The 24836-nt window shown below is 70.2% G+C and carries 24 protein-coding genes and 1 tRNA gene; 16 read left to right on the top strand and 9 right to left on the bottom strand.

Annotated elements, in window-relative coordinates:
- Nucleotides 1-8 precede the first annotated feature (8 nt).
- On the top strand, nucleotides 9-539 hold the full coding sequence (locus SM754_RS00850) for a metallophosphoesterase (RefSeq protein WP_323674325.1): 531 nt from the start codon (nucleotides 9-11) through the stop codon (nucleotides 537-539).
- Between the two features lie 391 nt (nucleotides 540-930).
- Here the strand turns inward: SM754_RS00850 and SM754_RS00855 are convergent, their stop codons facing one another.
- A complete protein-coding gene (locus SM754_RS00855; RefSeq protein ID WP_323674326.1) occupies nucleotides 931-1608 on the bottom strand; it encodes an ArsR/SmtB family transcription factor in 678 nt (225 codons plus the stop codon).
- 286 nt (nucleotides 1609-1894) lie between these two features.
- Between SM754_RS00855 and SM754_RS00860 the strand changes: the two genes are divergently transcribed.
- Nucleotides 1895-2038: a DUF7859 family protein gene (locus SM754_RS00860; protein ID WP_227133913.1), complete on the top strand. Its 144-nt coding sequence runs from the start codon at nucleotides 1895-1897 to the stop codon at nucleotides 2036-2038.
- 38 nt (nucleotides 2039-2076) lie between these two features.
- On the opposite strand, the gene SM754_RS00865 is transcribed toward SM754_RS00860, so the two are convergent.
- The gene (locus SM754_RS00865) at nucleotides 2077-3093 is read right to left on the bottom strand and encodes a threonine aldolase family protein (protein WP_323674327.1); all 1017 of its coding nucleotides are present in this window, start codon (nucleotides 3091-3093) and stop codon (nucleotides 2077-2079) included.
- A 99-nt stretch (nucleotides 3094-3192) separates the two neighbouring features.
- On the opposite strand from SM754_RS00865, the gene SM754_RS00870 reads away from it, so the two are divergent.
- Entirely contained in the window at nucleotides 3193-3954 is a 762-nt protein-coding gene (locus SM754_RS00870) for a topoisomerase DNA-binding C4 zinc finger domain-containing protein (protein ID WP_323674328.1), read from the top strand.
- 224 nt (nucleotides 3955-4178) lie between these two features.
- On the top strand, nucleotides 4179-5231 hold the full coding sequence (locus SM754_RS00875) for a tRNA-intron lyase (protein WP_501993722.1): 1053 nt from the start codon (nucleotides 4179-4181) through the stop codon (nucleotides 5229-5231).
- Between the two features lie 15 nt (nucleotides 5232-5246).
- Here the strand turns inward: SM754_RS00875 and SM754_RS00880 are convergent, their stop codons facing one another.
- Entirely contained in the window at nucleotides 5247-5426 is a 180-nt protein-coding gene (locus SM754_RS00880) for a hypothetical protein (RefSeq protein WP_323674329.1), read from the bottom strand.
- A 114-nt stretch (nucleotides 5427-5540) separates the two neighbouring features.
- Between SM754_RS00880 and SM754_RS00885 the strand changes: the two genes are divergently transcribed.
- On the top strand, nucleotides 5541-7151 hold the full coding sequence (locus tag SM754_RS00885) for a tryptophan--tRNA ligase (protein WP_323674330.1): 1611 nt from the start codon (nucleotides 5541-5543) through the stop codon (nucleotides 7149-7151).
- A gap of 168 nt (nucleotides 7152-7319) precedes the next feature.
- Nucleotides 7320-9053 (top strand): hypothetical protein, encoded by a 1734-nt coding sequence (locus SM754_RS00890; protein WP_323674331.1) that lies wholly within the window; start codon nucleotides 7320-7322, stop codon nucleotides 9051-9053.
- An 83-nt stretch (nucleotides 9054-9136) separates the two neighbouring features.
- On the opposite strand, the gene SM754_RS00895 is transcribed toward SM754_RS00890, so the two are convergent.
- Nucleotides 9137-9793: a class I SAM-dependent methyltransferase gene (locus tag SM754_RS00895; RefSeq protein WP_323674332.1), complete on the bottom strand. Its 657-nt coding sequence runs from the start codon at nucleotides 9791-9793 to the stop codon at nucleotides 9137-9139.
- Nucleotides 9794-9962: 169 nt separating this feature from the next.
- Here SM754_RS00895 and SM754_RS00900 point away from each other — a divergent pair, with 169 nt between their 5' ends.
- The 5 genes from SM754_RS00900 to SM754_RS00920 all read left to right on the top strand — a co-directional run bounded on the left by SM754_RS00900 (nucleotide 9963) and on the right by SM754_RS00920 (nucleotide 17205).
- A complete protein-coding gene (locus SM754_RS00900; protein WP_323674333.1) occupies nucleotides 9963-10394 on the top strand; it encodes a hypothetical protein in 432 nt (143 codons plus the stop codon).
- Between the two features lie 427 nt (nucleotides 10395-10821).
- Entirely contained in the window at nucleotides 10822-12324 is a 1503-nt protein-coding gene (gene pheS, locus SM754_RS00905; RefSeq protein WP_323674334.1) for a phenylalanine--tRNA ligase subunit alpha, read from the top strand.
- Nucleotides 12324-14291 carry a phenylalanine--tRNA ligase subunit beta gene (locus SM754_RS00910; protein WP_323674335.1) on the top strand — a complete coding sequence of 656 codons (1968 nt, stop codon included), beginning with the start codon at nucleotides 12324-12326 and terminating at the stop codon, nucleotides 14289-14291. Before pheS ends, SM754_RS00910 begins: the two co-directional genes overlap by 1 nt.
- A gap of 218 nt (nucleotides 14292-14509) precedes the next feature.
- Entirely contained in the window at nucleotides 14510-15610 is a 1101-nt protein-coding gene (locus tag SM754_RS00915; protein ID WP_323674336.1) for an aminopeptidase, read from the top strand.
- Nucleotides 15611-15729: 119 nt separating this feature from the next.
- The gene (locus SM754_RS00920) at nucleotides 15730-17205 is read left to right on the top strand and encodes a right-handed parallel beta-helix repeat-containing protein (protein WP_323674337.1); all 1476 of its coding nucleotides are present in this window, start codon (nucleotides 15730-15732) and stop codon (nucleotides 17203-17205) included.
- A 65-nt stretch (nucleotides 17206-17270) separates the two neighbouring features.
- On the opposite strand, the gene SM754_RS00925 is transcribed toward SM754_RS00920, so the two are convergent.
- Together SM754_RS00925 and SM754_RS00930 are read right to left on the bottom strand one after the other, a co-directional pair.
- Complete coding sequence (locus SM754_RS00925) at nucleotides 17271-17705, bottom strand: RNA-binding domain-containing protein (RefSeq protein WP_323674338.1); 435 nt, start codon at nucleotides 17703-17705, stop codon at nucleotides 17271-17273.
- Nucleotides 17702-18274 (bottom strand): AAA family ATPase, encoded by a 573-nt coding sequence (locus SM754_RS00930; RefSeq protein ID WP_323674339.1) that lies wholly within the window; start codon nucleotides 18272-18274, stop codon nucleotides 17702-17704. Before SM754_RS00930 ends, SM754_RS00925 begins: the two co-directional genes overlap by 4 nt.
- 103 nt (nucleotides 18275-18377) lie before the next feature.
- On the opposite strand from SM754_RS00930, the gene SM754_RS00935 reads away from it, so the two are divergent.
- From SM754_RS00935 to SM754_RS00950, 4 genes are all read left to right on the top strand, one after another.
- A complete protein-coding gene (locus tag SM754_RS00935) occupies nucleotides 18378-18755 on the top strand; it encodes a YccF domain-containing protein (protein ID WP_323674340.1) in 378 nt (125 codons plus the stop codon).
- Between the two features lie 90 nt (nucleotides 18756-18845).
- A tRNA-Arg gene (locus SM754_RS00940) sits at nucleotides 18846-18952 on the top strand.
- A 165-nt stretch (nucleotides 18953-19117) separates the two neighbouring features.
- Nucleotides 19118-19555 carry a MaoC family dehydratase gene (locus SM754_RS00945; protein WP_323674341.1) on the top strand — a complete coding sequence of 146 codons (438 nt, stop codon included), beginning with the start codon at nucleotides 19118-19120 and terminating at the stop codon, nucleotides 19553-19555.
- Between the two features lie 73 nt (nucleotides 19556-19628).
- Complete coding sequence (locus SM754_RS00950) at nucleotides 19629-20291, top strand: HAD family hydrolase (RefSeq protein WP_323674342.1); 663 nt, start codon at nucleotides 19629-19631, stop codon at nucleotides 20289-20291.
- Between the two features lie 40 nt (nucleotides 20292-20331).
- On the opposite strand, the gene SM754_RS00955 is transcribed toward SM754_RS00950, so the two are convergent.
- Nucleotides 20332-21393, bottom strand: a complete 1062-nt coding sequence (locus SM754_RS00955; RefSeq protein ID WP_501993723.1) for a molybdopterin-dependent oxidoreductase — start codon at nucleotides 21391-21393, stop codon at nucleotides 20332-20334.
- A gap of 153 nt (nucleotides 21394-21546) precedes the next feature.
- On the opposite strand from SM754_RS00955, the gene SM754_RS00960 reads away from it, so the two are divergent.
- Nucleotides 21547-22461 (top strand): CBS domain-containing protein, encoded by a 915-nt coding sequence (locus tag SM754_RS00960; protein ID WP_323674344.1) that lies wholly within the window; start codon nucleotides 21547-21549, stop codon nucleotides 22459-22461.
- Nucleotides 22462-22473: 12 nt separating this feature from the next.
- Here the strand turns inward: SM754_RS00960 and SM754_RS00965 are convergent, their stop codons facing one another.
- Together SM754_RS00965 and SM754_RS00970 are read right to left on the bottom strand one after the other, a co-directional pair.
- Nucleotides 22474-23520, bottom strand: a complete 1047-nt coding sequence (locus tag SM754_RS00965; RefSeq protein ID WP_323674345.1) for a nucleoside recognition domain-containing protein — start codon at nucleotides 23518-23520, stop codon at nucleotides 22474-22476.
- Nucleotides 23521-23643: 123 nt separating this feature from the next.
- Nucleotides 23644-24720: a hypothetical protein gene (locus SM754_RS00970; RefSeq protein WP_323674346.1), complete on the bottom strand. Its 1077-nt coding sequence runs from the start codon at nucleotides 24718-24720 to the stop codon at nucleotides 23644-23646.
- Between the last annotated feature and the right edge of the window lie 116 nt (nucleotides 24721-24836).

Here is a 24836-nt window from a genome sequence, read left to right on the forward strand (position 1 = left end):
CGGCGGGTATGCTCGTCGTCGTCTCTGACTCGCATCGGGAGACCGGGACCGGACTGGAGGGGCGGACACTCGACGCCGTCCGCGAGGCGGACGTGGTCGCGCACGCCGGGGACTTCGTCACCGAGGACGCGCTGGACGCGTTCCACGACGTCGCCGGGCGACTCCACGCCGTGCACGGGAACGCGGACCGGTCGGGCGTCCGCGAGCGCCTGCCGACCGCGCGCTCGTTCGCGTACGCGGACGTGTCCGTCGCGATGACGCACCGCCAGCGCGGTGGCGGGATGGGTCTGGAACTGTTCGGCCGGGAGCGCGACGCGGACCTGGTCGTCTCCGGCCACACGCATCGCCCGCGGGTCGAGCGCGCGGACGCGCTCACGCTCCTGAACCCGGGGAGTCACGCGGACCCGCGCGGGAATCGACCCGGACACGCGGAGCTCGAACCGACGGAGGACGGACTCGACGGTCGACTCGTGTCGCCCGACGGCACCGTCGCGGATACGTTCCACGTCCCCGCGAGCGGCGGTGACGAGATGCAGTAATCGAGCGGGACGAAGCAACCGAACGGGACGCAGTAACCGGAGGAGCGTCGTCGAGCGTTCGCTCGCCGTCGTTCGCGACGAACCGCAGGAAGGGTAGGGGTTGGTGGAGGTGGGCGTCCGTCAAGGGCCGACCGCGTCAGCGGGGGACCGGGCGGTCGCGTCAGCGGGGGCGGCGTGCGACGCGTCGTCGCGCGCCACCGAGGTGGGTGGGTGGGGGGTGGGGGTGGAGGGGCGGGCATCAGCGCGACGCCCGGGACGCACCTGTACGTACAGCGTATGTATCAAAAGGCATACCGAATACTCAAACCGGAGTTTTACCTAGCCCCTGCGGGCGTCGCGAAAAACGTCCATGTGCCCGAAAACGGGCGCCGAGACGACTGCTGGACGGTCTTCAGGCGCTCGTGGTGTACCAGTACGCGAACCCGGCGGCGAGCACGAGCGCGCCACCGAGGAAGAACGCGACGCCTGGCGGGACCGCGTTCAGCGCGGCGTCGGCCGCGCCCGCCGCGGCGTCCGTGGCGGCGGTGGTCGTCTCGACCGTCGAGTTGTTCGCGTTCCCGGCGACGGGAGCCTCGCCCGGCCCCGGTGCGGGTCGACCGACGCCGGCGTCGCCGCCGAACAGCGCGCCGAGGTCCCCGACGAGTGCCTGCAGGAGCACGGAGAGGCCGGCGAGAAGGGCGAACGCACCCAGGAGGCGCGTGAGCGCGGCTTTCAGCCCCGTGGACTTCTCCTCGCCGCCGGCGAACACCACCAGCGGTTGGTTCGCGGGCGCGTACACCTTCATCTCGCGGCCTTTCGCGGAGTACGCGGTGTCGATGACCTCGATGACGTCCGCGTCCTCCAGCTTCTCGAGGTGGTACTGGGTGTTCTGGAGCGAGGTGTCGACGCGGTCGGCGAGCTTCGACGGTGTCGCTGGGTCCTCGTGGAGTGCCGTCAGCAGTTCCCTGGCAGTGCCCGAGGAGAGCGCCCCGATGAGGTCGTCGGCGTCCTCGCTGTCGAGCCCGATGACGCGGGGTTCCGCGTCCTCGACGGCCGACGTGTCGGGGGTGGAGGGCAGCAAGTCAGCCATGTGCAACGGCTAGTCATCGGTTCCCATGAATGTTTGTATATTTCTCCCCTGGAGAAACACGGTACCGAACCGTCGAACGAACGTCGCTGACGATTGGTGAGATGCGAGGCAATACCGCGAGTGCGGTTCACGTCTCGTAGAAACACTGTGACCGACATGGAAATCACCAGCAGCATTGTCAAACTTTCTCCTGGTTCGTGCGTGCACACCACGTGGTTGCGGTCGTGCGCATCCCACGCATCCTGCGAAAGGCCTATGCCGCCACTGCCGGAACGTCCACGCAACAATGGCGTGGTTAGGCTTCATCCCGGAGGACCCCGTCGCGCTCGTGTTCGTCCTCCTCGTCCTCGGGCTCATCTTCTTCGTGTACCTCATGCTCCGCAAGACCGTCACCGAGTTCAGCGAGGGCATGCGGAAAGGCCAGAACTAGCCGGTTCGACGCCGACGACCGAAGTCGGTCGACGCCATTCAGCCGACGACGTCCGCGACGACATCGATAGCCTCGTCCACGTCCTCGCGGGCGACGTCGAGATGCGTGCAGAGGCGGACGCGACCGCCGCCGAACCCGGAGCACTGGACGCCGGCGTCGGCGCACGCGTCCGCGAACTCGTCCTCGGTCATCCCCGTCCCGGTGACGTCGGCGACGACGATGTTCGTCTCCGGCTGCTCGACCGTGACACCCGAGACGTCGTCGAGCCCGGCGGCGAGCAGCTGCGCGTGCTCGTGGTCGGTCGCGAGCCGGTCGACGTTCTCGAGCGCGTACAGGCCGGCGGCGCCGAGCACGCCCGCCTGCCGCATCCCGCCACCGAACAGCTTCCGGACGCGTCGCGCCTCCTCGACGAACGCCTCGCTCCCGGCGAGCATCGACCCGACGGGCGCACCCAGGCCCTTCGAGAGGCAGAACATCGCGGAGTCGACGTGCGCGGCGAACGCGCTCGCGGGCTCGTCGAGCGCCACGGCGGCGTTGAACAGGCGCGCGCCGTCGAGGTGCACGGGCACGCCCGCGTCCTGCGCGACGGCGGCCGCGTCCCCGAGTTCGCTCGGCGGGATGGCGAGCCCGCCGCGCGAGTTGTGCGTGTTCTCCAGACAGAGCAGGCCCGTGCCGGGCCGATGCAGGTCCTCGTCGACGAGCGCGGACTCGACCTGCTCGGGCGAGGGCACGCCCCGGAGCGCATCCACCGTCCGCACCTGCAACTCGGCGTGCTGCGCGAACCCGGCGAGCTCCCACTTGTAGACGTGACTCTGGACGTCCACGACGGCCTCCTGGCCGCGTTCGGTGTGCACGCGCGCCGCGATCTGGTTCCCCATCGTCCCACTCGGGACGAACAGCGCCGCCTCCATCCCCAGCAGCTCGGCGGCACGCGCCTCCAGTTCGTTCAGCGTCGGGTCCTCGCCGTACACGTCGTCCCCGACCTCGGCGTCCGCCATCGCCGCTCGCATCTCCTCGCTCGGTGTCGTCACCGTGTCGCTCCTGAGATCTATCATGCTCGGACGTACCCGCGGTGCCAGCAAAAACCTGCCCCACGCGGAACCCGCCCGCCACCACGCCGAGGGTTCAAGTACGAACCCGCGGCCACCCGGGGTATGCCGCCCACAGAGACCGCGACGCTGTACGCCGGCGATGCGACCGTCGTCGAGGACGCGACCGACCGACGCGAGCACCGCGGGCACGTCGTCGTCCTCGCCAAACCCGACGGGACCGTCCTCGTCCACGACGAATCCGGCTACCAGCCGGTCGCGTGGCTCACGCGCGCCGACGCCGTCACCGTCACCGACGACGAGGACGCGGTCCGCGTCACCGCACACGACGAACGCGCCGACGACTGGCTGCGCGTCACCGGCCACGACGCCACCGGCGACGACGGCCGCCCCGCGCTCTCGGGCCGCTACCCCGTGTCGGTCGCTGGCGAACCGGTCGGCGACTGCCCCGACTGCGACGGCGCGCTCGTCGACACCGGCAGCGCCGTCGCATGCATCCACTGCGACGAGACACACGGCTACCCCGACGACGCCGTCCTCCACGGCGCACGCTGCGAGTGCGGCCTCCCGCGGATGCGCGTCGAACGCGGCGCCGCCATCGACTGCTGCGTCGACCGCCACTGCGAACGGCTCGACGACCACGTCAGCGACCACCTCGACCACGCGTTCGACTGCCCCGCCTGCAACGGCGACCTCGTCGTCCAACGCGAACGCGGCCTCTACCTCGCCTGCGAACACCGCCCCGACTGCGACACCGCCTACTACGTCCCCAACGGCATCCACGACGGCACCTGCAACTGCGGCCTCCCCGCGTTCACCGTCCCCAACGGCCGCCGCTGCCTCGACGCCACCTGCGACCGCACCTGACCCCTCACGACCCTCGCAACCGACAGCCACCGTCACACCGCACGAAACAGCGGCCTGGCGGTCATCGGATGCTGCTGCAATCAGGAGAACAGAAACGGTGGCCTGGGGGCCGCCGTACGGTGGTGCGATCAGGAGAACAGAAACAGCGGCCTAGCGGCCGCCGTATGCTGGTGCGGTCAGTGCGTACCGACACCGCTTTCGGCGGCCACGGACACGGTTCGAGCATGAACATCGAGGGCCACGTCGACGGCGACGTCGTGCACGTCGGGCACGACGCCCGCCAGCGGTTCCACGACTCCCGCGGCTACGGCTATCCGCTCGAAGGGAACGCGGTTGCGCTCGCGCCCGTCGAGGCCGCGCACCTCCTCGCCAGGGAGGACCTCGCGGCGGTCGACGGCATGGGATTCCGCGCGTTCCTCCGCGCGAGCGACGACCCGACCTTGCCCGTCCGGTACCTCGTGTACGCGGACCTCCGCGAGCGCGGGTTCTACTGCGCGCCCTCGCACCCGGACTGGACCGAGTTCGCTCGCGAATCGGACGACTTCGTCGTCTATCCGCGCGGGAGCGGCCCGGGCGACGGCGAACTCGCGTACCGCGTCCGCGTCACCGGCGAACGCACCGAGGTGCCCGCGAGCGCGCTCGGCGACTGCGTGCTCGCCGTCGTCGACGAGGAGTCCGAGATCACGTACCTCGACACGACCCGCCCCGAGGTCGCGGGCGACGTGACCGCTGGCCTCCCGGACGGCGCGGACGCGGACCTGCTCGCGGACCGCGTCACCGTCTGGGGCGCGGCCGGCGAGGCGCTCTACGAGACCGGGTTCTACGGCACGCCGCTCTCCGGGCGCGACACCGGCCGGGACGCGGTCGTGCTGTCGCTCGTCGAAGGCGCGTCCCTCGCCGCCGAGGGCGCGCTCGACGTCGACCCCGCCGACGCGGTCGCACGCGGTCGAGACGTCGAAGGCGACCGGTTCGACCGTCGGCTCGCCGCGTATCGCGACCTCCGCGCCGGCGGCGTCGCCCCCAAGACCGGGTTCAAGTTCGGCGCGGACTTCCGGACGTACGCCGACTTCCGGAGCCCCGACGACGTCGGGCACAGCGAACGCCTCGTGCGCGTCCTCCCCGCCGGCCACGCGTTCGCGCCCCGCGACCTCGCGCTCGACGTCCGCCTCGCAAACGGCGTCAAGAAGACGATGACGTACGCCATCGTCGACGATACCGAGAGTACGGTCGACGATGCGAGCGTCGACTGGCTCGCCATCCAGCGACTCACGCCGTAGCGACCGAGTTTCGCCCTACCGTCGGACCGCCCAGACGATCGCGTAGGCGAGGCACCCGCTCGCGATGGCGAACAGGAGTCGTTCCGCGAGCGCGCTGCCACCTGAACTCGTCGCAAGGGTTCCGATGGCGATACCGAACGCGCTCCCCACCGCCATGTCGTCGAGACGGTCCGGTATCCGGTCTTCCAACTGCACGACTCGACGCACGGAACGACACGGGAAAACGCTCGGGGTCTCCGTCGGCGTCCCGCGGCGAGCGGCGGTGCCGAGAGCGAACGCTTTTTGCGCGTTCCGCGGCGAGTGCGGGGTATGACAGACGACGACGCGGACGCGGCCGACTCGGACGCCGGCGACGGCGCTCCCGGGACGGGACTCGACGACGACCTGCGCGCCGACGGCGGGGACACCGCGGCTGCGGGCGCGGACGACGTGACCCTGGACCCGTGGGGGTCCTCGACGGTCGCGGACTACCGGAAGCTCTTCGAGGAGTTCGGTATCGAGAGCTTCGACGAACTGCTGGAGGGCGTGCCGAACCCGCACTACCTGATGCGTCGCGGCGTCATCTTCGGGCATCGTGACTACGACCCGGTCGCCGAAGCGATGCGCGAGGGCGAGCCGTTCGCGGCGCTGTCGGGGTTCATGCCAACCGGGGACCCGCACATCGGGCACAAGCTCGTGTTCGACGAGCTCATCTGGCATCAACAGCAGGGCGGGGACGCGTACGGCCTCATCGCGGACCTGGAAGCGCACGCTGCGCGCGGGTTGACGTGGGCGGAGATCGACGAGCACTCGCGGGACTACCTCCTCTCCCTCATCGCGCTCGGGTTCGACCCCGAGGACGGCGAGCTGTACCGGCAGAGCGAGAACCGCGAGCTGCAGGACCTCGCGTTCGAGCTGGGCGCGGAGGCGAACTTCTCGGAGTTCCAGGCGATCTACGGGTTCGACGGGGAGACGGACGTGAGTCACATGCAGAGCGTCGTCACGCAGATGGCCGACATCCTCTACCCGCAGCTCGACGAGCCGAAGCCGACGGTCATCCCGGTCGGCCCCGACCAGGACCCCCACGTTCGGCTCGCGCGGGACCTCGCGACGCGGATGCGGTTCTTCAAGGTCTCGAAGGCGTACGCGAGCTTCGAGTGCGAGGACGCCGAGCGCGACCTCGTCGCGGCGGCGTACGCGGCGCTCGCCGACGACGTCGACGAGGACGAGACGGTCCGGTGCGAGGACGCGGCGGACTGGCTGCGCGAGCACGCGCCCGAGCCGACCGGCGCGCGCGAGTCCGTGGTCGCGAAGCTCGACGAGGCCGGGATGGAGCCCGTTCGCCCCCGCACGCGGTTCTTCGACCGGCAGGCGACCGACGAGGCGTTCGAGGCGCTCATCGACGCGGTCGACGGCGAGAAGCGCGTGTACGAGGGGCACGTGGACGCGTTCGACCTCGACCGCGGCGAGGCCGAGGCGCTCGCGCGCCAGGTGGAGCTCGACCACGGCGGCTACGGGTTCGTCGCACCCTCGTCGATCTACCATCGGTTCATGACGGGACTCACGGGCGGGAAGATGTCGTCGTCGATTCCCGCGAGTCACATCAGCCTGCTCGATGACCCCGAGGACGGCTACGACAAGGTGAAGTCCGCGACGACCGGCGGCCGACAGTCCGCCGAGGAGCAGCGCGAGAAGGGCGGGAAGGCCGACGAGTGCCCGGTGTACGAGCTGTACGCGTACCTGCTCGCGAACGACGACGACGACTTCGCGACCGAGGTGTACGAGGAGTGCGTCGGCGGCGAGCGCCTCTGCGGGGACTGCAAGGAGCAGGCGGCGACGCTGATGCGGGAGTTCCTCGAGGACCACCAGGAGAAGCGCGAGGAGGCCGAGGCGCTCCTCGACGACCTCGACGTCCAGCTGGAGTCCTCGCGGAAGCGATAGTCGGGTTCGGGCCGATGTGACTGCTGGCGTGGCCGTGGAACCGCCTGCAGGCGGTCGGGACGGTTCCGCCAGTAGGACGTCTCTAGCTCTCACTGATAGGTTTCCTCGCGGGTTCGTCTGACGAAAATATATACGTTCGTCCGTCCAAGAGCGTAGTCACGCGGAGTCATGCGCCAGGGTACCCCGGGGTTCGAGCGAGAGGACGCGCTCGCGTGCGCTGACGTCCTCGGCGGGTTCGGCGTGTCGAGTACGCACGTCCGGGAGCGCGTCGCGGACGCGGCGACCGTCGACGCGGTCGACGACCTGGAGGCCGCCATCCAGCGTGCGCTCGCGGACCCCGAGCACCCGACGGCGTTCGTTCGACGGACGGTCGCCGCGGCGCCCCGGGGCGTGGATTCGCCCGCGCGGTTCTGGACGACCGCCCCGGAGACCCAGCTCGGGGACGTGTTCGCGGCCATCGACTGGACGTTCGACGTGAAGAGCGCGAACGGGCGGTCGCTGTCGGTCGACGACGCCGAACCGTACCGGTTGCGCGTCGAGGACGCCGACGGGCGGACGCGGTCGACGGAGTTCTCGTTCCCGGACACGCCGCTCGGCGACGACAACTATCCGGCGCTCGTGGCAACGATCAACCGCGAGCTCCTGTTCGGGCTGGACTGTCGGTTCGTCCAGCTGTCGGACGGGACGGACCGCTGGCGGTTCGCGCTCGTGGAGTCCGAGGAACTAGAGCGGCTCGTCGACCGGTTCGGTGACCGTATCGCGGCGTTCGACCGGCCGCTGCTCGCCACGGACCAGCCGGCGGCGTACGTCCCCGGTCTCGACGACGCCGACCCCGACGGCGCTGGTATCGGTGTGGACGGTGCGGGCGCTGGTAGCGACGCGGTCTCCCGGGACGACGGGGGCGTGCCGGTACCGGCGTGGGCGCGCGAGTCCCGCGAGCGGTCGTGGCGCGGCCGTCGGGTGACGGCGGACGCGTTCGACGCGGACCACGTCGGCGGCCTCGACCACCTCGCGGACGACGGCGACCGCGGTGACGCGGCGACCGAGAGCGCGGACGCAGCGGCCGGTGGTGGTGACGCGGGCGGTAGCGACGCGGACGCGGCCGACGCGGCGGCCGCCATCGAGTTCGTCGACGCCCCCGACACCGGGTCGACCGACGACGCCACGTCGACGCGCGACGAGTCGAGCGGGGTCGACGTCCCGGAGGCGGAACGCGGCGGGTCGACGGTCGTCCGCGACGCGGAGACCGGTGGCGTCCCGGGCGCCGGGACGGCGTCGGACGGGACGGACGACGACCTCGATGGCTGGTCCGTCGGCGGGTCGGTCGACGCGACCACGCGTTCCTCGACGCCGGTCGACGACGGAGACTCGTCCGGCGACCTGTCCACGTCGGGGTTCACGTGGGGGGACGACGACACGACCGAGGACGCGACCGCGACCGACGACCCGCTCTCTGCCAGCCCGGACGCTAGCGGGAGCGGGAACGGAGATGGAACCGGGAGCGGGGACACTATCGGGAGCGAGGAGGCGGACGCCGCCGACAGCGGCGACGGGTTCTTCTCGGCGGACGCGGCGTCGTCGTTCGACGCGGGCGCGGAGACGAGTCGCGTCGAGGGCGATTCCTTCGGCGTGGACGCCGGCGAGCAGACGGAGGACGACCGGTTCGCGGCGGTCGGCGCGGCCATCGCCGCACCCGCGGGCATCTCGTGTCGCGGCCTGCTCGACGACGACGAGTTCCTCCCCGAGATACCGCGCGCGGAACCTGCGGAGACGCGACTCACGTTCGAGGACGAGTTCGACCCGACCGCCGACCCCGCGGACGAACGGGAGACCGACGACGGCTTCGTGTGGGTGAACGAGTCCTCGGGGCTCGGCGAGGACCGGACGAGCGCGAGCGACTGACCGCCCGGCCGCCCCACGCGGGCGGCGTCGAATCAATGCGGGCGGTGCCGGTCAGTGTGGGGTGTCGGTCGGTGCGGGCGGCGTCACGCTTGCTTCCGCACGTACACGGCCGGCGAGCCGCTGCGTTGGACGTAGTCGGCGTCGGGGTCGGCGTCGACGGCGGTCCAGTAGTTCCGCGGGGACGCGCCGAGGACGTCGCGAATCCGGTCGTAGGAGAGGAGGTTCTCGCCGGCGGCGACGAGAGCGAACGCCTCGCGCTTGTCGTGGTCGTCGTCGCCGAGTCCCTGCGCCCACGACTGCATGTTCCGGTTCGGGTACGTGAACGCGAGCGCGCCCCCGGGTGCGGTGAGCCGCCAGAGTTCGCGCAGCGCCGCCTCGGCGTCGCGGACGAAGTAGAGGACGGCCATGCAGTACACGACGTCGAACTCGCGGTCCACGCCGGTGTCTGGAAGCGTGGCGACGTCGAACGCGACGTTCTCGACGTCGTCCGCGCGCGCTTTCTCGCGGTTCGCGTCCACGACCGCGGGCGCGGCGTCGTAGCACGCGAACGAGACGTCCGGGCGTCGTGCGGCGACGTCGAACTCCGCGGTGGCCGGCCCGCACCCGATGCTCGCGACCGCGTCGACGTCACCGACGCGGTCGAGGAACGCTTCGAGGTGCGTCGCCATGTCGTCGCCGCCGACGTACGCGCCACGCTCCCAGTCGCCGTCGTCGTAGTACGACTCCCACGAGAAACCCATACCGACGCTGGGCCCGATTGGGGCTTCAGGGTTGCGGAGCGCGTTCGCGCTCGACGCGCCCGTAAACGAGGCCTACGGTCGATCGCGGTCCGATTGCGTCTTGTTCGGCGGAACCTACGACGTGAAACGATTACAACTATTAAATAATATTGCGCCGATACCTGATTTAATGGCAACCACGTCCAGCCCAGAGGAAGTGCCGTCCGTCCCGTACACGCCGGCCGGCGACATCGACGACGTCCTCACCGCGCTCGACGACGTCGACGTCTACACGGTCGCGGACGGGACCGACGACGAGGCACCCGTGCTCCCGGCGCTCGACGACGCCCTCGCGGAACTCGCGTCCGTCGTCGACGCACCCACGGACGCGACGACCGACCGCGCGGTCGACGACGCCGCCGACGACGCCGGTGGACTCGGTCGCGAGCGCGCGGACTTCGAGGACGTCGCGGCGAACACGGAGGTCGACTCCATCCCTTACGAGAACGCGGCGGCGTTCCTCGCGAACACGCTGTACGCCGTCCCGCCCGCGAACACGCGCTTCGAGTGGGCGGACGTCGACGACCCGACGCCCGACTGGGAGCTCGACGTCGACTGGTAGCGACGCCGGTTCCGCGAGGCGGACCGGTAGCGACCTCGGATCGGGATTCGACTGGTGGTCGGTCGCGCACGATGCGGGACCCGACGCGATGGACGTGGGTGCGGGGGACCGCGGTGGGACGCGGTCCGACGTGACGTGGTGAGACGCGGTCCGACGTGGCGTGGTGTGGCGGCGGCGCTGCTGACGGAACGTTTAACGGTCGAGGGACGCCTACGTTGAGGTATGGTAGCCGCATCCGGCTCCGGTGGTAGCGTGCACGAACGCCCCACGGTCGCGGGAGCCGGCTTCTTCTTCGCGGTGGCGTGAGCGCGGTGGAGGGCCACCACGGCCGAGGGCGAGGGTCGTCCCGCCGAGGGGTCGCGAAACCGCGGTCGTCGCGTTGTCGGAACAGATAACTGACCGAGTTGCGGATACGCACACAAGACTGATGGAACTGAAAGCGACACACGTCGCGGTCTTAGAGGCCGCGGACGCGACCGAGGCGCGGTCGGTCGACGCGCTCGCGGACGACGCGGGGGAGCCCCCGGAGTCGGTCGCGGGCGCGGCGTTCGACCTCGCGGAGCGCGGGCTCGTCGACGTCACGGAGCGCGTCGAGGAGACCGTCGAACTGACCGAGGAAGGGGAGTCGTATCGAGCGGCGGGCCTGCCGGAGGTTCGCCTGTACCGGGCGGCGCGAGACGTCGGGGCGACCGACGAGGACGCGGTTCCGATGGGCGAGGTCATCGGAGCGAGCGACCTCGGGGACGCGGTCGACATCGCCCTGGCGAACTACGCGCGGAAGGGGTACGGCGTCGTCGACGCCGGTGCGGTCACGGCGAGCGGGGACGCTGCCCCGGACGCCGACCCGGAGGCGGCGGCGCTCGACGCGGTCGCCGCGGGCGAGGCCGTCGACGAGGACGTCCTCGGGGACCTGGAGCGTCGGAACCTCGTCGCGGTCGACGAGCGCACGAACCGGTTCGTGGAGCTGACCGAGGACGGCGTCACGGCGCTCATGGAGGGCGTGGAGGCGACCGACGCGGTCGGTCAGGTGACGCCCGAGATGCTGTCCTCGGACGCGTGGCGCGACGCGGAGTTCGCGGCGTACGACGTCGAAGCGGACGCGGACGTCGAGTACGGCGGCAAGGAGCACGTGCTCCGGCAGACCGCCGAGCGCGTGAAGGACGTCCTCGTCGGGATGGGCTTCCGGGAGATGGACGGCCCGCACGCGGACGCGGAGTTCTGGATCAACGACTGCCTGTTCATGCCCCAGGACCACCCCGCTCGCACCCACTGGGACCAGTTCGCGCTCGACGTCCCGCCGATGCAGGACCTCCCCGAGGACCTGATGGACCGCGTCGAGCACGCCCACAGGGAGGGCGTCGGCGAGGACGGCGACGGCTATCACTCGCCGTGGGGCGAGGAGATGGCCAGAGGCGTCGACCTCCGCGGGCACACGACCTCGCTCTCGATGCGGTACCTCTCCGGCGAGCAGATGGGGGACCTGGAGCCGCCCGAGCGGTACTTCAGCGTGGAGAAGGTGTACCGGAACGACACGCTGGACGCGACGCACCTGCTCGAGTTCTTCCAGATCGAGGGCTGGGTGATGGCCGAGGACCTGTCGGTGCGCGACCTCATGGGGACGTTCGAGGAGTTCTACGCGCAGTTCGGCATCACGGACATCGAGTTCAAGCCTCACTACAATCCCTACACCGAACCGAGCTTCGAGCTGTTCGGCGAGCACCCGGAGACGGGCGAGGTCGTCGAGATCGGGAACTCCGGGTTGTTCCGCGAGGAGGTCCTGGAGCCGCTCGGCGTGGAGTGCGACGTGATGGCGTGGGGGCTCGCCCTCGAGCGGTTGCTGATGCTCACGCACGGGTTCGAGGACATCCGCGACGTCCACGGGACGCTCGTCGACCTCGACTTCCTCCGCGGCGAGGAGGTGGTGTACTGATGCCCGTCGTCGACGTTCACCCCGACGACCTCCGCGAGCTCACCGGGCACGACGAGAAGGGAGACGAGGAACTCAAGAGCGACCTGTTCGCGCTCGGCCTCGAGTTCGAGGGCGAGACCGAGGACGGCGCGTTCGAACTGGAGTTCGCACCGGACCGCCTCGACCGCCTCTCCGTCGAGGGCGTCGCCCGGAGCCTGCGGTATCAGTACGGCGACGACCGCGGCGTCTACGTCCCGAGCACGAACGACGCGGACTGGACGATCGAGGTCGACGACTCGGTGCCCGACGAGCGCCCGTACGTCACCGGTGCCGTGATCCGGGACGTGAACCTCGACGAGGACGCGCTGGATTCGCTCATCCAGCTCCAGGAGAAGCTCCACGCGACGATGGGCCGCAAGCGCGCGAAGGGCGCCATCGGTATCCACGACCTCATCGCGCTGAAGGGCTCGCAGGTCGAGCGCGACGACGACGCCGCCGATGTCGGCGAGACAGCGGCGGACGTCGGCGACGACGTCCGGGTCTCGGAGACGAGCAAGTCCATCTCGTACGTCGGCCTCGAACCCGAGGAGGACACGTTCGTTCCGCTCGACAGCGACCGCGAGATGACGCCCGCGGACGTGCTCGCCGAGCACGCGACCGGCCGCGAGTACGCGGACCTCGTCTCCGGGTACGAGCGGTATCCGGCGATCTACGACGACCTCGGGTTGTTCTCGTTCCCGCCGGTCATCAACGGTCGGCGGACGGAGGTCTCGACGGGCTCGCGGGACCTGTTCGTGGAGATGACCGGTACCGACCAGTGGACGATCGACAAGATGCTGAACGTCGTCTGTTACGCGCTCGAAGCGCGCGGCGCGACCGTCGAGGAGGTCCAGGTCGAGTACCCCGATTCGGGCGTGTACGCCGCGGACGACCTCGTCGACCCGGACGCGACGCTCGTCCGCCCGAACCTGGACGTCGACGAGAAGCGCGTCGCGCACGACCGCATCGAGCGCGTGCTCGGCGTCGCGCTCGACGCGACCGACGTCGTCGACCTCGCCGAGCGAGCGGGGCTGGACGCGACGCCCATCGACACCGCGACGGGCGCGCATCCCGAGGCGAGCGACGACGTGGGGAACGACCTCCCCGACGACCCGCGTGGCGGCATCGAGGGCGACGCCGCGACGACGGCGAGCGCGGACCGCGACGCGGACGCCGACGCGGGCCCGACCGTCGAGGGCGATCTCGTGTACGACGTCGACGTGCCGCCGTACCGCGTGGACGTCCTGCACGCGCTCGACGTCGTGGACGACCTCGGTCGTGCGTACGGGTTCAACGAACTCGACCCGAAGTCCCCGGACGTGTCGACGACCGGCGGCCGTCACGAGCGCTCGCGGCTCGAACGCGCGGTCCGCGGCCAGCTCGTCGGTCTCGGGTTCCAGGACCTCCTGAACTTCCACATGATCGCGACCGAGGAGAACTACGACCGCATGAACCTCGCCGCGGCGGACTCGGCGGTCGAGGCCGACGCGCTCGGCGCGGCACCGCCGGTGACGATCACGGAGCCGTACAGCGAGGACTACGAGATGCTGCGGTCGTGGGCGCTCCCGAGCCTCGCGATGGTCCTAGAGAACAACACGCACCGCCAGTACCCCCAGGACCTCGCGGAGATCGGGCTGGTCGCGCACGTCGACCCCGACGAGCCGACGGGCGTCCGCGAGGAGCGTCACGTCGCCGCCGTCCTGGCGCGCGCCGACGCCTCCTACGAGGACGCGAAGGCGCGACTGCAGGCGCTCGCACGGAACTTCGACGTCGACCTCGCCACCCCACCCACTGAGCATCCGTCGTTCATCGGCGGTCGGACCGCGACCGTCGAACTCGACGGCGAGCCCGCTGGTATCGTCGGCGAACTCCACCCGTCGGTGCTCGTCGAGCACGACCTGGAGGTGCCGGCGGTCGCGTTCGAGTTCGACCTGGCGGCGCTGGAGTGACCCCCCGATAGCGAGCGAGCTTTCGCGTCCTGTTTCTCGCCCACGTTTCGCGCGGACCGAGCGAAACGAGGCGACGGAGTCGCCTCGATGGCGAACGGGCGTTGCCCGTGAGCCGGAGCGAGGCCCGCGACAAGAGGTGGTCGTCGCTCGACCTCGGAGCGCGTTCGACGTGATTCGAAACGAAAAGGTGTTTGCGGGCTGCCGTCGGACTGCGAGGTATGGACCCACGAGTACGCGAGCACGCACAGATCATCGCGAATCATTCGGCTGGCATCGAGGCGGGCGACAACGTGGTCGTCGACGCGCACGGGACGGCCGACGACCTCGTCACCGCCCTGTTCGAGCAGTGCGCGGACGTCGGCGCGAACCCGCTGTCGATAAATCAGCGGATGGGCGACCGGTTCCGCCGTGCGTACCTCCGGAACGCCGACCCCGACGAGTTCGAGCTCCCGAGTCACGAGATGGCGTTGTTCGAGGAGATGGACGTGTACGTCGCCATCCGCTCCGGGGGGAACGTCACGCAGACGAGCGACGTGGACAGCGACGTCCAGATGGCGTACGACAAGGCGCGTCGACCGCTCCTGGAGGAGCGTCTCGGGAAGACGTGGGTGCTCACGCAGTACCCGACGGACTCGTTCGCGCAGCTCGCGGAGATGAGCACGGAAGCGTACGAGGGGTTCGTCTGGGACGCCGTGAACAAGGACTGGGAGGCCCAGGGCGCGTTCCAGCAGCAGATGGTGGACGTCCTGAACGACGGCGACGAGGTCCGCATCGTCTCCGGCGAGGAGACGGACCTGACGATGAGCGTCGCCGGGAACTCGACGCTGAACGACACCGCCGAACGGAACCTGCCCGGCGGCGAGGTGTTCACCGCGCCCGTGAAGGACTCCGTCGAAGGTGAGGTGCTGTTCGACAAGCCGCTCTACCATCAGGGCCGCGAGATCACGGGCGTCCACCTCGCCTTCGAGGACGGGCAGGTCGTCGAGCACGCCGCCGAGAAGAACGAGGACGTCCTCACGGGCGTGCTCGACACCGACGAGGGCGCGCGCTACCTCGGCGAGCTCGGAATTGGGATGAACCGCGACATCACCGAGTTCACGTACAACATGCTGTTCGACGAGAAGATGGGCGACACCGTCCACATGGCGGTCGGCCGTGCGTACGACGCGACCGTCGGCGAGGACAACGAGCAGAACGACTCCGCGGTGCACGTCGACATGATCGTGGACATGAGCGAGGACTCCCGTATCGAGGTCGACGGCGAGGTCGTCCAGCGCAACGGCACCTTCCGGTTCGAGGACGGGTTCGAGGGCGCGTAACCCGGTCCGTTGGGCGTCGTCTGCGAGCGGACGGCGAGACCGCGAGCGCGAGCTCGGTCCCGTCGTTCGACGACGGTAGGCGGCCTATACTTATGCAAACTGTCGAAATGGTTGATTGCATGCAACTTCCTCGGAGAGACGCTCTCGCCGTGGCCGGTTCGCTGTTCGCGCTCGCGGGCTGTTCGAGCCCTGGCCGCGAATCCGTGGGGATGGACGGCGGGAGAACCGGGGGCTCGCCCGGCGCGACGACGGTCGACGTCGACGACCCCGAGTCGGTGAGCGCGTACTTCGAGGACGGGAACCTCGTCGCGCCCGTGGACAACGATTCCGTGTCGACGCGGAACGTCAACGGAGTCCGGTACGCGACACCGACCGGGGGGAGTGGCCGCGGCGAGAACGCGCCGCCGTCGGCGGACCCGTACACGCTCGACGAGTCCGCACTCGAGGGGTTCCAGGGGCGGTTCGTCCTCCACAGGGGCCGCTGGGTGACGAGTGGCCTGGCGACGGACGCGTCCCTGAACTGGGACGACTGTCCGGTGTACGTCGAGGGCGACGGCGTGTGGGCGACCGCGGTCGAGCACGTCGACGGGTCGACGCCGACGGTGACGCTCCAGGCGGCGAAGGGCAACGGGGGTGGCGTCCGGAACGTCGCACTCTACGGTGCGGGAATGGATGTCGGTGACGCCCCGATTCTCGAGGCCGGTCCGAACCCCTACGACCACGTCATCGAGAACGCCATCGTTCGCCACGGCGGAAGCGACGCGGTTCGCGTGCATGCGAGCGGATCCGGGACGCGCGTCACGAACTGCTGGCTGGAGAACTGCCCGGGCAGGGCGTTGCGGGTCGACGACGGTTCTCGCGTGAAAGTCGACAACGTTCACGTCACCGGTACCGGCGGCGGCGTCGCGCAGAACGGGACCCACGGGAACTTCTCGAACCTCACCGTCTTCGACCTCCACGACGGCGTCGCGTTCGAGTTCACGTCCCCGGGGAACGTCCTCACTAACTTCGTCGCGAAGAAGAACCTCTCGATGGGCGTGCGTATCGCCAGCGGTGGCCGCCACACGACGGTGTCATCGGGGTACGTCGCGGACGTCGCGAACGCCGGCCTGTTCGTCGGCGGCCGCGACGCGACGGTGTCCGACGTCGCCGTCGAGAACTGGGGGACTGAGAAGGGCTGGGCGCCCCTCGTCCGCCTGATGGGCGCGGGGTCGACGGCGACGAACCTCTGGGGCGTCCGGTCGTCGGCGGACGCGAGCACGACGCTCGCACGCGTCGAGGCCGACCACTGCCGCATCCTCGGTCTCGGCGGCGATCCCGCTGTCGACTGGCAACTGTTCGTCGGGTCGGACGCGGTCCACGCCGTCCTCGACAGCGTCTACGGCGTCGACCACCAGGACATCGTCGACGAGGGCACGCGCACGCTCGTCAACCGATGGGGGACGAATGACGGCGACCCGAACGAGACCGGCGAGTGGCACGGGTACGCCGAGTACGCCGGCACGATGAACGCGACCGTCTGGGACGTCACGTCGGCGCCGTGGACGCCGTACCGCGCGACGCCGGACGGAGGCACCTGGCTCGCGTCGACGTGAGCGCGCCGCGAGCGGGCTTGCCGAGGCCGACGACGCGACCGTTCCGGTGGTCGTCGAGGGCGCGGTCAGTTCCCGGGGCCGCGGTCCTCGGCGTCGCTCGTCACGGGCCGCCCGTCCTCGGTCGGCGGGGCGACGTAGTCGACGACCTCGTCGACGGTGGGGTCGTCGACGCTGACGCGGACGTGGATGTCGCCGAGTTCGTCGGGGTTCCCCACGGCGAAGTTCACGACGCCCTGGAACGCCGCCTGTTTCTTGAGTGCGAACGCGAACGCGTCGCCGTCCGTGCCGGCCTGGAACTGGCCGCGGGCGGTGTCGAGTATCTCCTGGGCGTGCAAGCGCTCGGAGAAGTCCTCGAGCTGGTGCGTGGTCGCCAGCACCTCGCCGGGTCGCTCGGTGACGTCGGCGTCGGGGAAGAGGTTCGTGACGGCGTCCACGACGCGGTCGGTGACCTCGGTGTCGTTGACGGGTGCGGTTATCTCGACGTCCACGGAGTATATCATGCGTCGACCTCCGTGACGGCGTCCGGGCCGTCTTCGAGGAGCGCCTGGATGCGGGCGCGGAACGATTCGAGCGTGTCCGTGTTGTCGATGGTGACGTCGGCGCGCGCCATGGCGTCGTCCATCCCGAATCCGCGCTCCCGCTCGTCGCGCTCGCGGAGGCTCTCGCCGACGTCGCCGTCGGTGTTGTCGCGGCCGCGTTCGGTGATGCGGTCCTTGCGGACGTCGAAGGGCGCTTCGACGCTGACGAGGAGCCAGTCGTCGCCGAACGCGTCCTCGAAGCGGTCGGCTTCGACGCCGGAGCGGAGGCCGTCGACGAGGACGGTGTCGGTCTCGTCGAGGTGCTCGCGGATGATGGGGAGCGAGCGTCGTGCGATGGCGTCGGGGCCGTTCTCCTCGCGGAGCGCTTGCGCGATCTCGCCGTGGTGGGTCGCGGGGTCGAGGCCGCGGTCCCGGCACTCCTGGCGGATGACGTCCCCCATCGTCACCACGGGGATGCCGGTGTCGCGTGCGACCGCCGCGGCCTCGCCTTTCCCGCTGCCGGCCAGGCCGACGGTACCGATGACAGTCATTGGAGACGAATAGTCGAGTCGGCGGCTTAACCCCACCGCTCTCTCGCTCGCGGGCGTCGCGGCCGGGAGAAGACCCATACGTCCGAGGAGGATACGAGTGTGTATGTCAGACCAGCACTCGCTCGTCGTCCGCATCGTCTGGTTCTTCCTCGTCGGTTGGTGGCTCGCGCTCCTCGCGATCAACGTGGCGTGGTTCCTGAACGTCACCGTCGTCCTCCTCCCCGTCGGAATCAAGATCATCAATCGCGTCCCGTATCTCCTGACGCTGAAGCGCCGCGACACCGGGTTCGACCCGGATGGCGTCCCGCAGACGAACCTCGTCGTGCGCGCCATCTACTTCGTGTTCGTCGGCTGGTGGGCGAGCTTCATCTGGGCGAATCTCGCGTGGGCGCTCTGCGTCACCGTCATCGGCCTTCCCTTCGGTATCTGGATGTTCGGGAAGCTTCCCTACGTCACGAGCCTCTACCGGCTGGACGCCTGACTCGCTCGCGGCCCGGCCAGTTGGACGCCTGACTCGCTCGGACACCGAATCCGGACTGCTTTTTTGCCCGCGCCGTCCACACGACAACGAGGGCACGTAGCTCAGCCAGGATAGAGCGTCGGACTTCTATCCCCACGCACTCACGGGTGGTGGGGGGAGACATCCGATGGTCAGGGGTTCGAATCCCCTCGTGCTCGTCGATTCTACGACGAACGGCCGTGAGGAGCGGATCGCGAAGCGAGGGATTCGAATCCGTTCGTGCTCGCTCGCGCTCGCTCCGTTCGTGCTCGCGCTTGTTCGTGGGGTGCGTCGGGTGGGCTGTGACCCGAGTGGTTTTGCCGGTGGTCCGCGAACGCGCTGGTATGGACGGGTACTTCGAGGACGTCACGGTCGGTGAGGAGCACGCGTTCGGCGAGTACGAGGTCGACGAGGACGAGATAATCGAGTTCGGCGAGCGGTACGACCCGCAGACGTTCCACACGGACCCGGAGGCGGCCCAGGAGTCGATGTTCGGGGACCTGGTGGCGTCCGGGTGGCATACGTGCGCGATGACGATGCGGTTGCTGGTGGAGAACGAGTTGCAGGACACGAAGGCGATGGGTGCCATCGGGGTGGACGAGTTGCGGTGGAAGCAGCCGGTGTTCCCGGGGGATACGCTTCGCGTGGAGACGACGGTGCTCGCGAAGGAGGACTGGCAGCCGGGTGTGGGGTTGGTGCGGTCGCAGACGCGGACGCTCAATCAGGACGACCGCGAGGTGTGTACGTTCGTCGGGCTCGTGCTGTACGAGAAACGGGACTGAGGACGCGTCGCGTGCGACGGTGTGGCGTGCTGGCGGTGGTTTTTCGGTGCGTGCTGTCGTCGTCGTCGTCGGTATGACTGACGCGTTCCGGCGTGCGGTGTTCTTCGACCTCGACCACACGCTCCTCGAGTTCGAGACGGCGTATGCGACGGTGCTCCGGAAGGTGACCGAGCGCCACCTGGGCGGCGGCGACGAGGCGTTCGAGGTGACCTACAGCGACCGGTTCCTCGAACTGCTCGGCGACCACGCTGACGACCCGTACCGGCGGGCGTTCGAGCACGCGCTCGCCGAGCACGACTACGCGGACGCGGTCGAGTCCGTGGACGCGCTCGTGGCGACGCTCCGCGAGCGCGAGGTCGCGGGCGTCGCGCCCGCACCGGGCATCGAGCGCGTGCTCGCGGAACTCGGCGGCAGCGACGTCGGCGTGGGCGTGCTCACGAACGGCGTCCCCGACTTCCAGCTCGCGAAGCTCCGCGGGAACGACCTCGACGGGTACGTCGACGCGACCGTGGTGTCCTACGAGGCGGGCGCGCACAAGCCCGACGAGCGCCCGTTCGCGCTCGCCGCGGAGCGTCTGCCCGCCGAGGAGTACGTGATGGTCGGCGATTCCTACGAGGCGGACGTCGAGGGCGCTCGCGCGATGGGGTGGCGCGGTATCCACTACGCGCCGGACGGCGACTCGCCCGCGAGCGACCCCCTGAAGTCGTTCGACGACCTGCTCGACCGGCTGAACTGACCGGCGAGCGCGCCGCACCGGTGCAGCCGACGTCCGCCACTCAGTCGAACCCGGAGATCAGCGTGACGACCCACTGCGCGGGGTCGGCGCGGTCCCGGACCTCGACCGAGTCGATCCACTTCACCCACTGGAACCCGCGGCGGCCGGGCGCGACGAGGCGGAGCGGGTAGCCGTGGCCGTGCGAGAGCCGGTCGTCGTCGGCGTGCGTCGCGAGGAGCGCGCGTTCGGCCTCCTCGCGCGGGAGGCTCCACCGGTAGCCGGTTATCGAGGTGAACCGGACCCAGTCGGCGTCCGGGTCGGCGTCGGCGGCGTCCAAGAGGTCCGCGACGCGGACGCCCCGCCAGTCGTGTTCGCTGTACCAGCCGCTCGTGCAGTCGAGGACGACGCGGGACGTGTCGTGGTCGAGCGTCGCGTCGCCGAGCACCGTGCGCTCGTCGAGGTCGAGCGGGCTGTCGACGCGGCCGGTGACCGAGAGCGTCCAGTCGTCGACGTCGACGGGTTCGGGGTCGTCGGCGACCCACGACGTGACCGGGAAGCGGTTCCCGTCGTCGCTCCCGCGTTCGGTCGAGCCCGTGAAGCGGCGTGCGGGGCCGAGGAGGCGGCTGGCGCGCCACGCGACCGCGCCGACGACGAGCGTCGCGGAGAGCTTGAGGGCGTTCCGCCGGGTCGCGTCCTGCGCCGTCGGCGTCCGGAACCGCGAGTGGAGGTGGACGAGGAAGACGGGGAGGAGCGCGATGCCGACGTACGCATGCAGGACGAGGAGCGTGAACGGGCCGACCTGTTCGACGACGCCGAGCGTCCACGCGAGCCCGCTCGCGAGCGCGAGCACGGCGACGACGGTGAGCGCGACCGACACCCGGACGGTCCAGTTCCACGACCCGGTGAGGCGATGGCGGACCCTGGCGAGTTTCGCGGCGAGCGCGCCGACGAGCACGACGCCCGCGATACCGTGCGTCCAGAACACCCACGCGTCGCTCGCGGTCCCGGCGAGGATGCTCGCGACCCCCGTGACGGCCGCGACGACGACGCCCGCGAGCAGGAGCGCGTCCACGAGCTGCGACGACAGCCAGGGCACGGGGATGCGTACGGTCCGGACGGGCATGAGTGCTGGTACCGTGCTCGCGCTCTCGGCGGCACGCGAGCCGAGACGTCACCTCGACGACGTCGCTGGTTCGCGCCGCACCATCTCGGCGATGTCGCTGATTCGCGTCCAACCACCCCGAGGACTTTGCCGGTCCGCGTCGCACGTCGGGGTATGCTCGTCGAACTCGCGGTCGCGGACGTCATGACGCGCCCCGTGGAGACGATCGCGCCGGACGCGACGCTCACCGCGGCCGCGACGCGACTCGCGGCGGGGTACGGGTCGCTCGTCGTTGTGGAAAACGGCGACGCGGTCGGTATCGTCACGCAGTCGGACCTCGTTCGTGCGCTCGCCGCGGGCGACACCTCGGGGACGGTCGCGGACGCGATGTCCGCGCCGCCGCTCTCGGTTCGCCAGGACGACGCGCTCGGCGACGCCGCGGAGGTCCTCGGGGACGCGGACGTCGGCCAGGTCGTCGTGGTCGACGACGACGGGGCGGTCGTGGGCGTGCTGTCGGCGACGGACGTCGTCGACTACGTGCCGGCGCTCGCACGACGGCACGCGGTCCCGGGGAGCGAGGAGCCGACGGCGGTCGGCGAGCGCGACCGTCACGGGCACGTCCGACGGCCGGGGCGCGCCGATACGGCGTACGAGGAGGACGACTGGGCGTTCGAGTGGGACGGCGGGGACGGTATCGCGGTCGGGAACGTCGCGCGGTTCTCGAAGCGGGTCACCGAGGGGGACGTCGAGGAGTTCGCGCACGCGACCGGCGACACGAACCGCCTGCATCTCGACGACGCGTTCGCCGAGGGGACGCGGTTCGGGCGCCGCATCGCCCACGGCGTGCTCACGCTCGGGCTCGTCTCCGCGGCGCTCGCGCGGATGCCGGGCGCGATAATCTACCTGAGCCAGGACTGCTCGTACCTCGGGCCCGTCGACCTCGGCGACCGCTGCATGGCGATGTGCGAGGTCGTCGACGACCTCGGCGACGACCGCTTCCGTCTCGACGCCCGCGTCCAGAACGAAGCCGGCGAGGAGCTCCTTGAGGGCGCGTCGACGGTGCTCGTCGACGACATCCCCGAGCAGTAGCGAGCGGGTGAGTCAGACGAGGAGGACGGCGAGCGCGAGCGCGATGAAGACGACCTTGAGTGCGGTATTGAGCGCGACGACCTTGGAGCCGAAGCTGGCGCCCCAGATGCCGTACTGGAAGGGGATGGAGCGTTTGAACGTGGAGACGGCGAAGGAGACGATGCCGCCGACGAGCATCGTCGCGACCGCGGTCCGCGCGGTGAAGGGGCCGTCCGCGCCGACGAGAGGTGCGATGAAGAACGCGCCCGAGGTGGTGTCGACGGCGAACACGCCGACGACGCCCGCGGCGGCGCCGGGGAGTCCGAGCAGGCTCGTGAGCGGGTCGGCGACGCCGGTGACGGCGTCGAACACGCTCGGGTAGCGTTCGACGACGACGAGGACGAGCGAGTACACGACGAGCAGACGCGGCACGACCCGGCGGAGCGTCGACCGCGTCGAGTCAAAGGCCTCGCTGGCGCGCTCGCGCATCGACGGCGGTTCGTCGCCGTCCGGGTCGGCGTCCGCGTCGCCGGGCTCGCGACCGCCGTCGCTCGCGACGTCGGTGTCGTCGTCGTCCGCGGCGAGGTCGGCGGGGGTCGCGTCCGGGTCGACGTTCGCGGGCGAGAGGAGGACGGCGCCGGCGAGGACGCCGGTGAGGGTGATGCCGAGGCTGATGGCGGCGCGTGCGCCGACGTACATGAGCCCGACCTCGAGGCCGAGAATCGGTAGCAGCACGGGGACGTAGAACGTGAAGATGTGCTGGACGAACCCGAAGAACGTGTTGATGGTGACGGCGACGAGCGTCGCGCGGTCGTCGAGCGTCCCGGAATCCCGGAGGGTGGCGAGCATCCCGTAGCCGGCGGTCGGGGAGGCGGCGGTGGTGACGACGGCGACGCCGGCCTCCGCGGGCAGGTTCGCCTTCGCGGTGAGCGGTTCGGCGAGGCCGCGGACGCGGTCGACGACGCCGAACTCGACGGCGAGGTTCGCGAGCGTCACGCCGACCGCGATGAGTGCGGTGACGGTGAGGACTCGCGGGAGGACCTGTCCGACGACGACCTCGAGGATGGACGCCTCGCTCACGCGTCGACGTCAGCACGGCGCGAGTAAAGTCGTCTCGATGTCAGCGCGTCCTTCGTCCATCGGCGTCTGCGACCCGAACGTGGGACGCCGCCGGCCGTCACCGTCTTCGTCGACCTGCTGCAGTCAGTCGGTACTGCACTCGTCGACCTGCTGCATCTGGGCTTCGCCGTCGTTCTGGTGGGATTTCGCGTCCGCGAGGTCGCCGTCGCTCGCCGCCGCGGCGCTCTTCTCGAACGCGGTCGCGGCCTTCAGGAGATGCGTGGTCTGGCACGCCGCGACCTCGACGCGTGCGGCGACGTCGTCCGGTGCGTCCCCGGCGACGTCCGCGAACGTCGCGTCGCCCGTCTCGAAGTGCGTCTTCGCCTCTCCGAAGGTCTCCTCGGCCTTCTCGTACTCCTTGGATTCGCTCTGTGAGCGCCCGGTCTCCAGGTCCTTCGAGCCGAGGATGGTCGCCTCGTACCCGCTCGTGAGGGCGTCGAGCGTGTCGACGAGCGACGTGGTCTGCGCGACCGCGCTCTCGACCTTCGCGTACTCCACGCCGTCGACGGCGGCGAGTCGCTCCTGGTTCACGCCCTCGAGTGTCTCCTGCGCGGTCGTGGTGCGTTCCTCGGCGGTCGCGGCCGTCTCCTTCGCGTCGCGGACGACCGACAGCGCCTCGTCGTAGTTCCCCGCGTCGAGCGCCGTCTGGGCGTCCCCGGCGACGGTGTCCGCGTCGACGGACAGCAGGAGGTCGACGACGCGCGTCATCTCCGCGAGCACGGTCGCGAGGTTCCGGAGGGTCGCTATCTGCGCGGTCTGGGTCTCGGTCGCGGTCTCGCTCGCCGTGTCGAGCTGGCCGCGAGCCTCCTCGATTCCGTCGAGGAGCGTCTGTTTGTCGAGGTCGACGTCGTCGGGCGAGTCGAGCTTGTCCTTGACCTTGTTCAGGCGGAGCGCGACCGCGTTCAGCGTACTCACCGCCTGCGCGATGTAGAGGTCGGCGTCGTTCTCGTCGCTCGTCGTCGCCTCGCTCTCGTCGCCGGTGCCGTCACCGCCGGAGCCACCACCGCTCCCGTCAGTTGTCCCGCCATCGCCACCGCTGCCGTCGGCGTCGCCCCCGCCATCGCCGTCGTCGGTCCCGCCGGACGTCGGCGCACTCGAACAGCCCGCGATGGCGCCCGCGCCGAGGGTCGCTATCGTGCCGAGCATGTCTCGTCGTTCCATACGTTCACCTGCGTCTACGGCCCCTTGAACGCGTTGGCGGTTCCGGTAGGTTCAGACTATTCGAACCGTTCACGACGGTTCACGCGTCCGAACTCGAGAGCCCGCGGTGCGGTCGA

It is taken from the genome of Halorubellus amylolyticus, assembly GCF_034808145.1.
Lineage (GTDB): Archaea > Halobacteriota > Halobacteria > Halobacteriales > Natrialbaceae > Halorubellus.

Bases quoted from the DNA above. Each gene is read 5' to 3' on its own strand.
- SM754_RS00900 (WP_323674333.1), top strand. From the start codon at position 9,963: ATGGCAACCACGTCCAGCCCAGAGGAAGTGCCGTCCGTCCCGTACACG.
- SM754_RS00930 (WP_323674339.1), bottom strand. From the start codon at position 18,274: ATGACTGTCATCGGTACCGTCGGCCTGGCCGGCAGCGGGAAAGGCGAG.
- SM754_RS00910 (WP_323674335.1), top strand. From the start codon at position 12,324: ATGCCCGTCGTCGACGTTCACCCCGACGACCTCCGCGAGCTCACCGGG.
- SM754_RS00945 (WP_323674341.1), top strand. From the start codon at position 19,118: ATGGACGGGTACTTCGAGGACGTCACGGTCGGTGAGGAGCACGCGTTC.
- SM754_RS00920 (WP_323674337.1), top strand. From the start codon at position 15,730: ATGCAACTTCCTCGGAGAGACGCTCTCGCCGTGGCCGGTTCGCTGTTC.
- SM754_RS00970 (WP_323674346.1), bottom strand. From the start codon at position 24,720: ATGGAACGACGAGACATGCTCGGCACGATAGCGACCCTCGGCGCGGGC.
- SM754_RS00875 (WP_501993722.1), top strand. From the start codon at position 4,179: ATGAACATCGAGGGCCACGTCGACGGCGACGTCGTGCACGTCGGGCAC.
- SM754_RS00855 (WP_323674326.1), bottom strand. From the start codon at position 1,608: ATGGCTGACTTGCTGCCCTCCACCCCCGACACGTCGGCCGTCGAGGAC.
- SM754_RS00950 (WP_323674342.1), top strand. From the start codon at position 19,629: ATGACTGACGCGTTCCGGCGTGCGGTGTTCTTCGACCTCGACCACACG.
- SM754_RS00870 (WP_323674328.1), top strand. From the start codon at position 3,193: ATGCCGCCCACAGAGACCGCGACGCTGTACGCCGGCGATGCGACCGTC.
- pheS (WP_323674334.1), top strand. From the start codon at position 10,822: ATGGAACTGAAAGCGACACACGTCGCGGTCTTAGAGGCCGCGGACGCG.
- SM754_RS00890 (WP_323674331.1), top strand. From the start codon at position 7,320: ATGCGCCAGGGTACCCCGGGGTTCGAGCGAGAGGACGCGCTCGCGTGC.
- SM754_RS00895 (WP_323674332.1), bottom strand. From the start codon at position 9,793: ATGGGTTTCTCGTGGGAGTCGTACTACGACGACGGCGACTGGGAGCGT.
- SM754_RS00960 (WP_323674344.1), top strand. From the start codon at position 21,547: ATGCTCGTCGAACTCGCGGTCGCGGACGTCATGACGCGCCCCGTGGAG.
- SM754_RS00915 (WP_323674336.1), top strand. From the start codon at position 14,510: ATGGACCCACGAGTACGCGAGCACGCACAGATCATCGCGAATCATTCG.
- SM754_RS00885 (WP_323674330.1), top strand. From the start codon at position 5,541: ATGACAGACGACGACGCGGACGCGGCCGACTCGGACGCCGGCGACGGC.
- SM754_RS00860 (WP_227133913.1), top strand. From the start codon at position 1,895: ATGGCGTGGTTAGGCTTCATCCCGGAGGACCCCGTCGCGCTCGTGTTC.
- SM754_RS00925 (WP_323674338.1), bottom strand. From the start codon at position 17,705: ATGATATACTCCGTGGACGTCGAGATAACCGCACCCGTCAACGACACC.
- SM754_RS00935 (WP_323674340.1), top strand. From the start codon at position 18,378: ATGTCAGACCAGCACTCGCTCGTCGTCCGCATCGTCTGGTTCTTCCTC.
- SM754_RS00850 (WP_323674325.1), top strand. From the start codon at position 9: ATGCTCGTCGTCGTCTCTGACTCGCATCGGGAGACCGGGACCGGACTG.
- SM754_RS00955 (WP_501993723.1), bottom strand. From the start codon at position 21,393: ATGCCCGTCCGGACCGTACGCATCCCCGTGCCCTGGCTGTCGTCGCAG.
- SM754_RS00865 (WP_323674327.1), bottom strand. From the start codon at position 3,093: ATGATAGATCTCAGGAGCGACACGGTGACGACACCGAGCGAGGAGATG.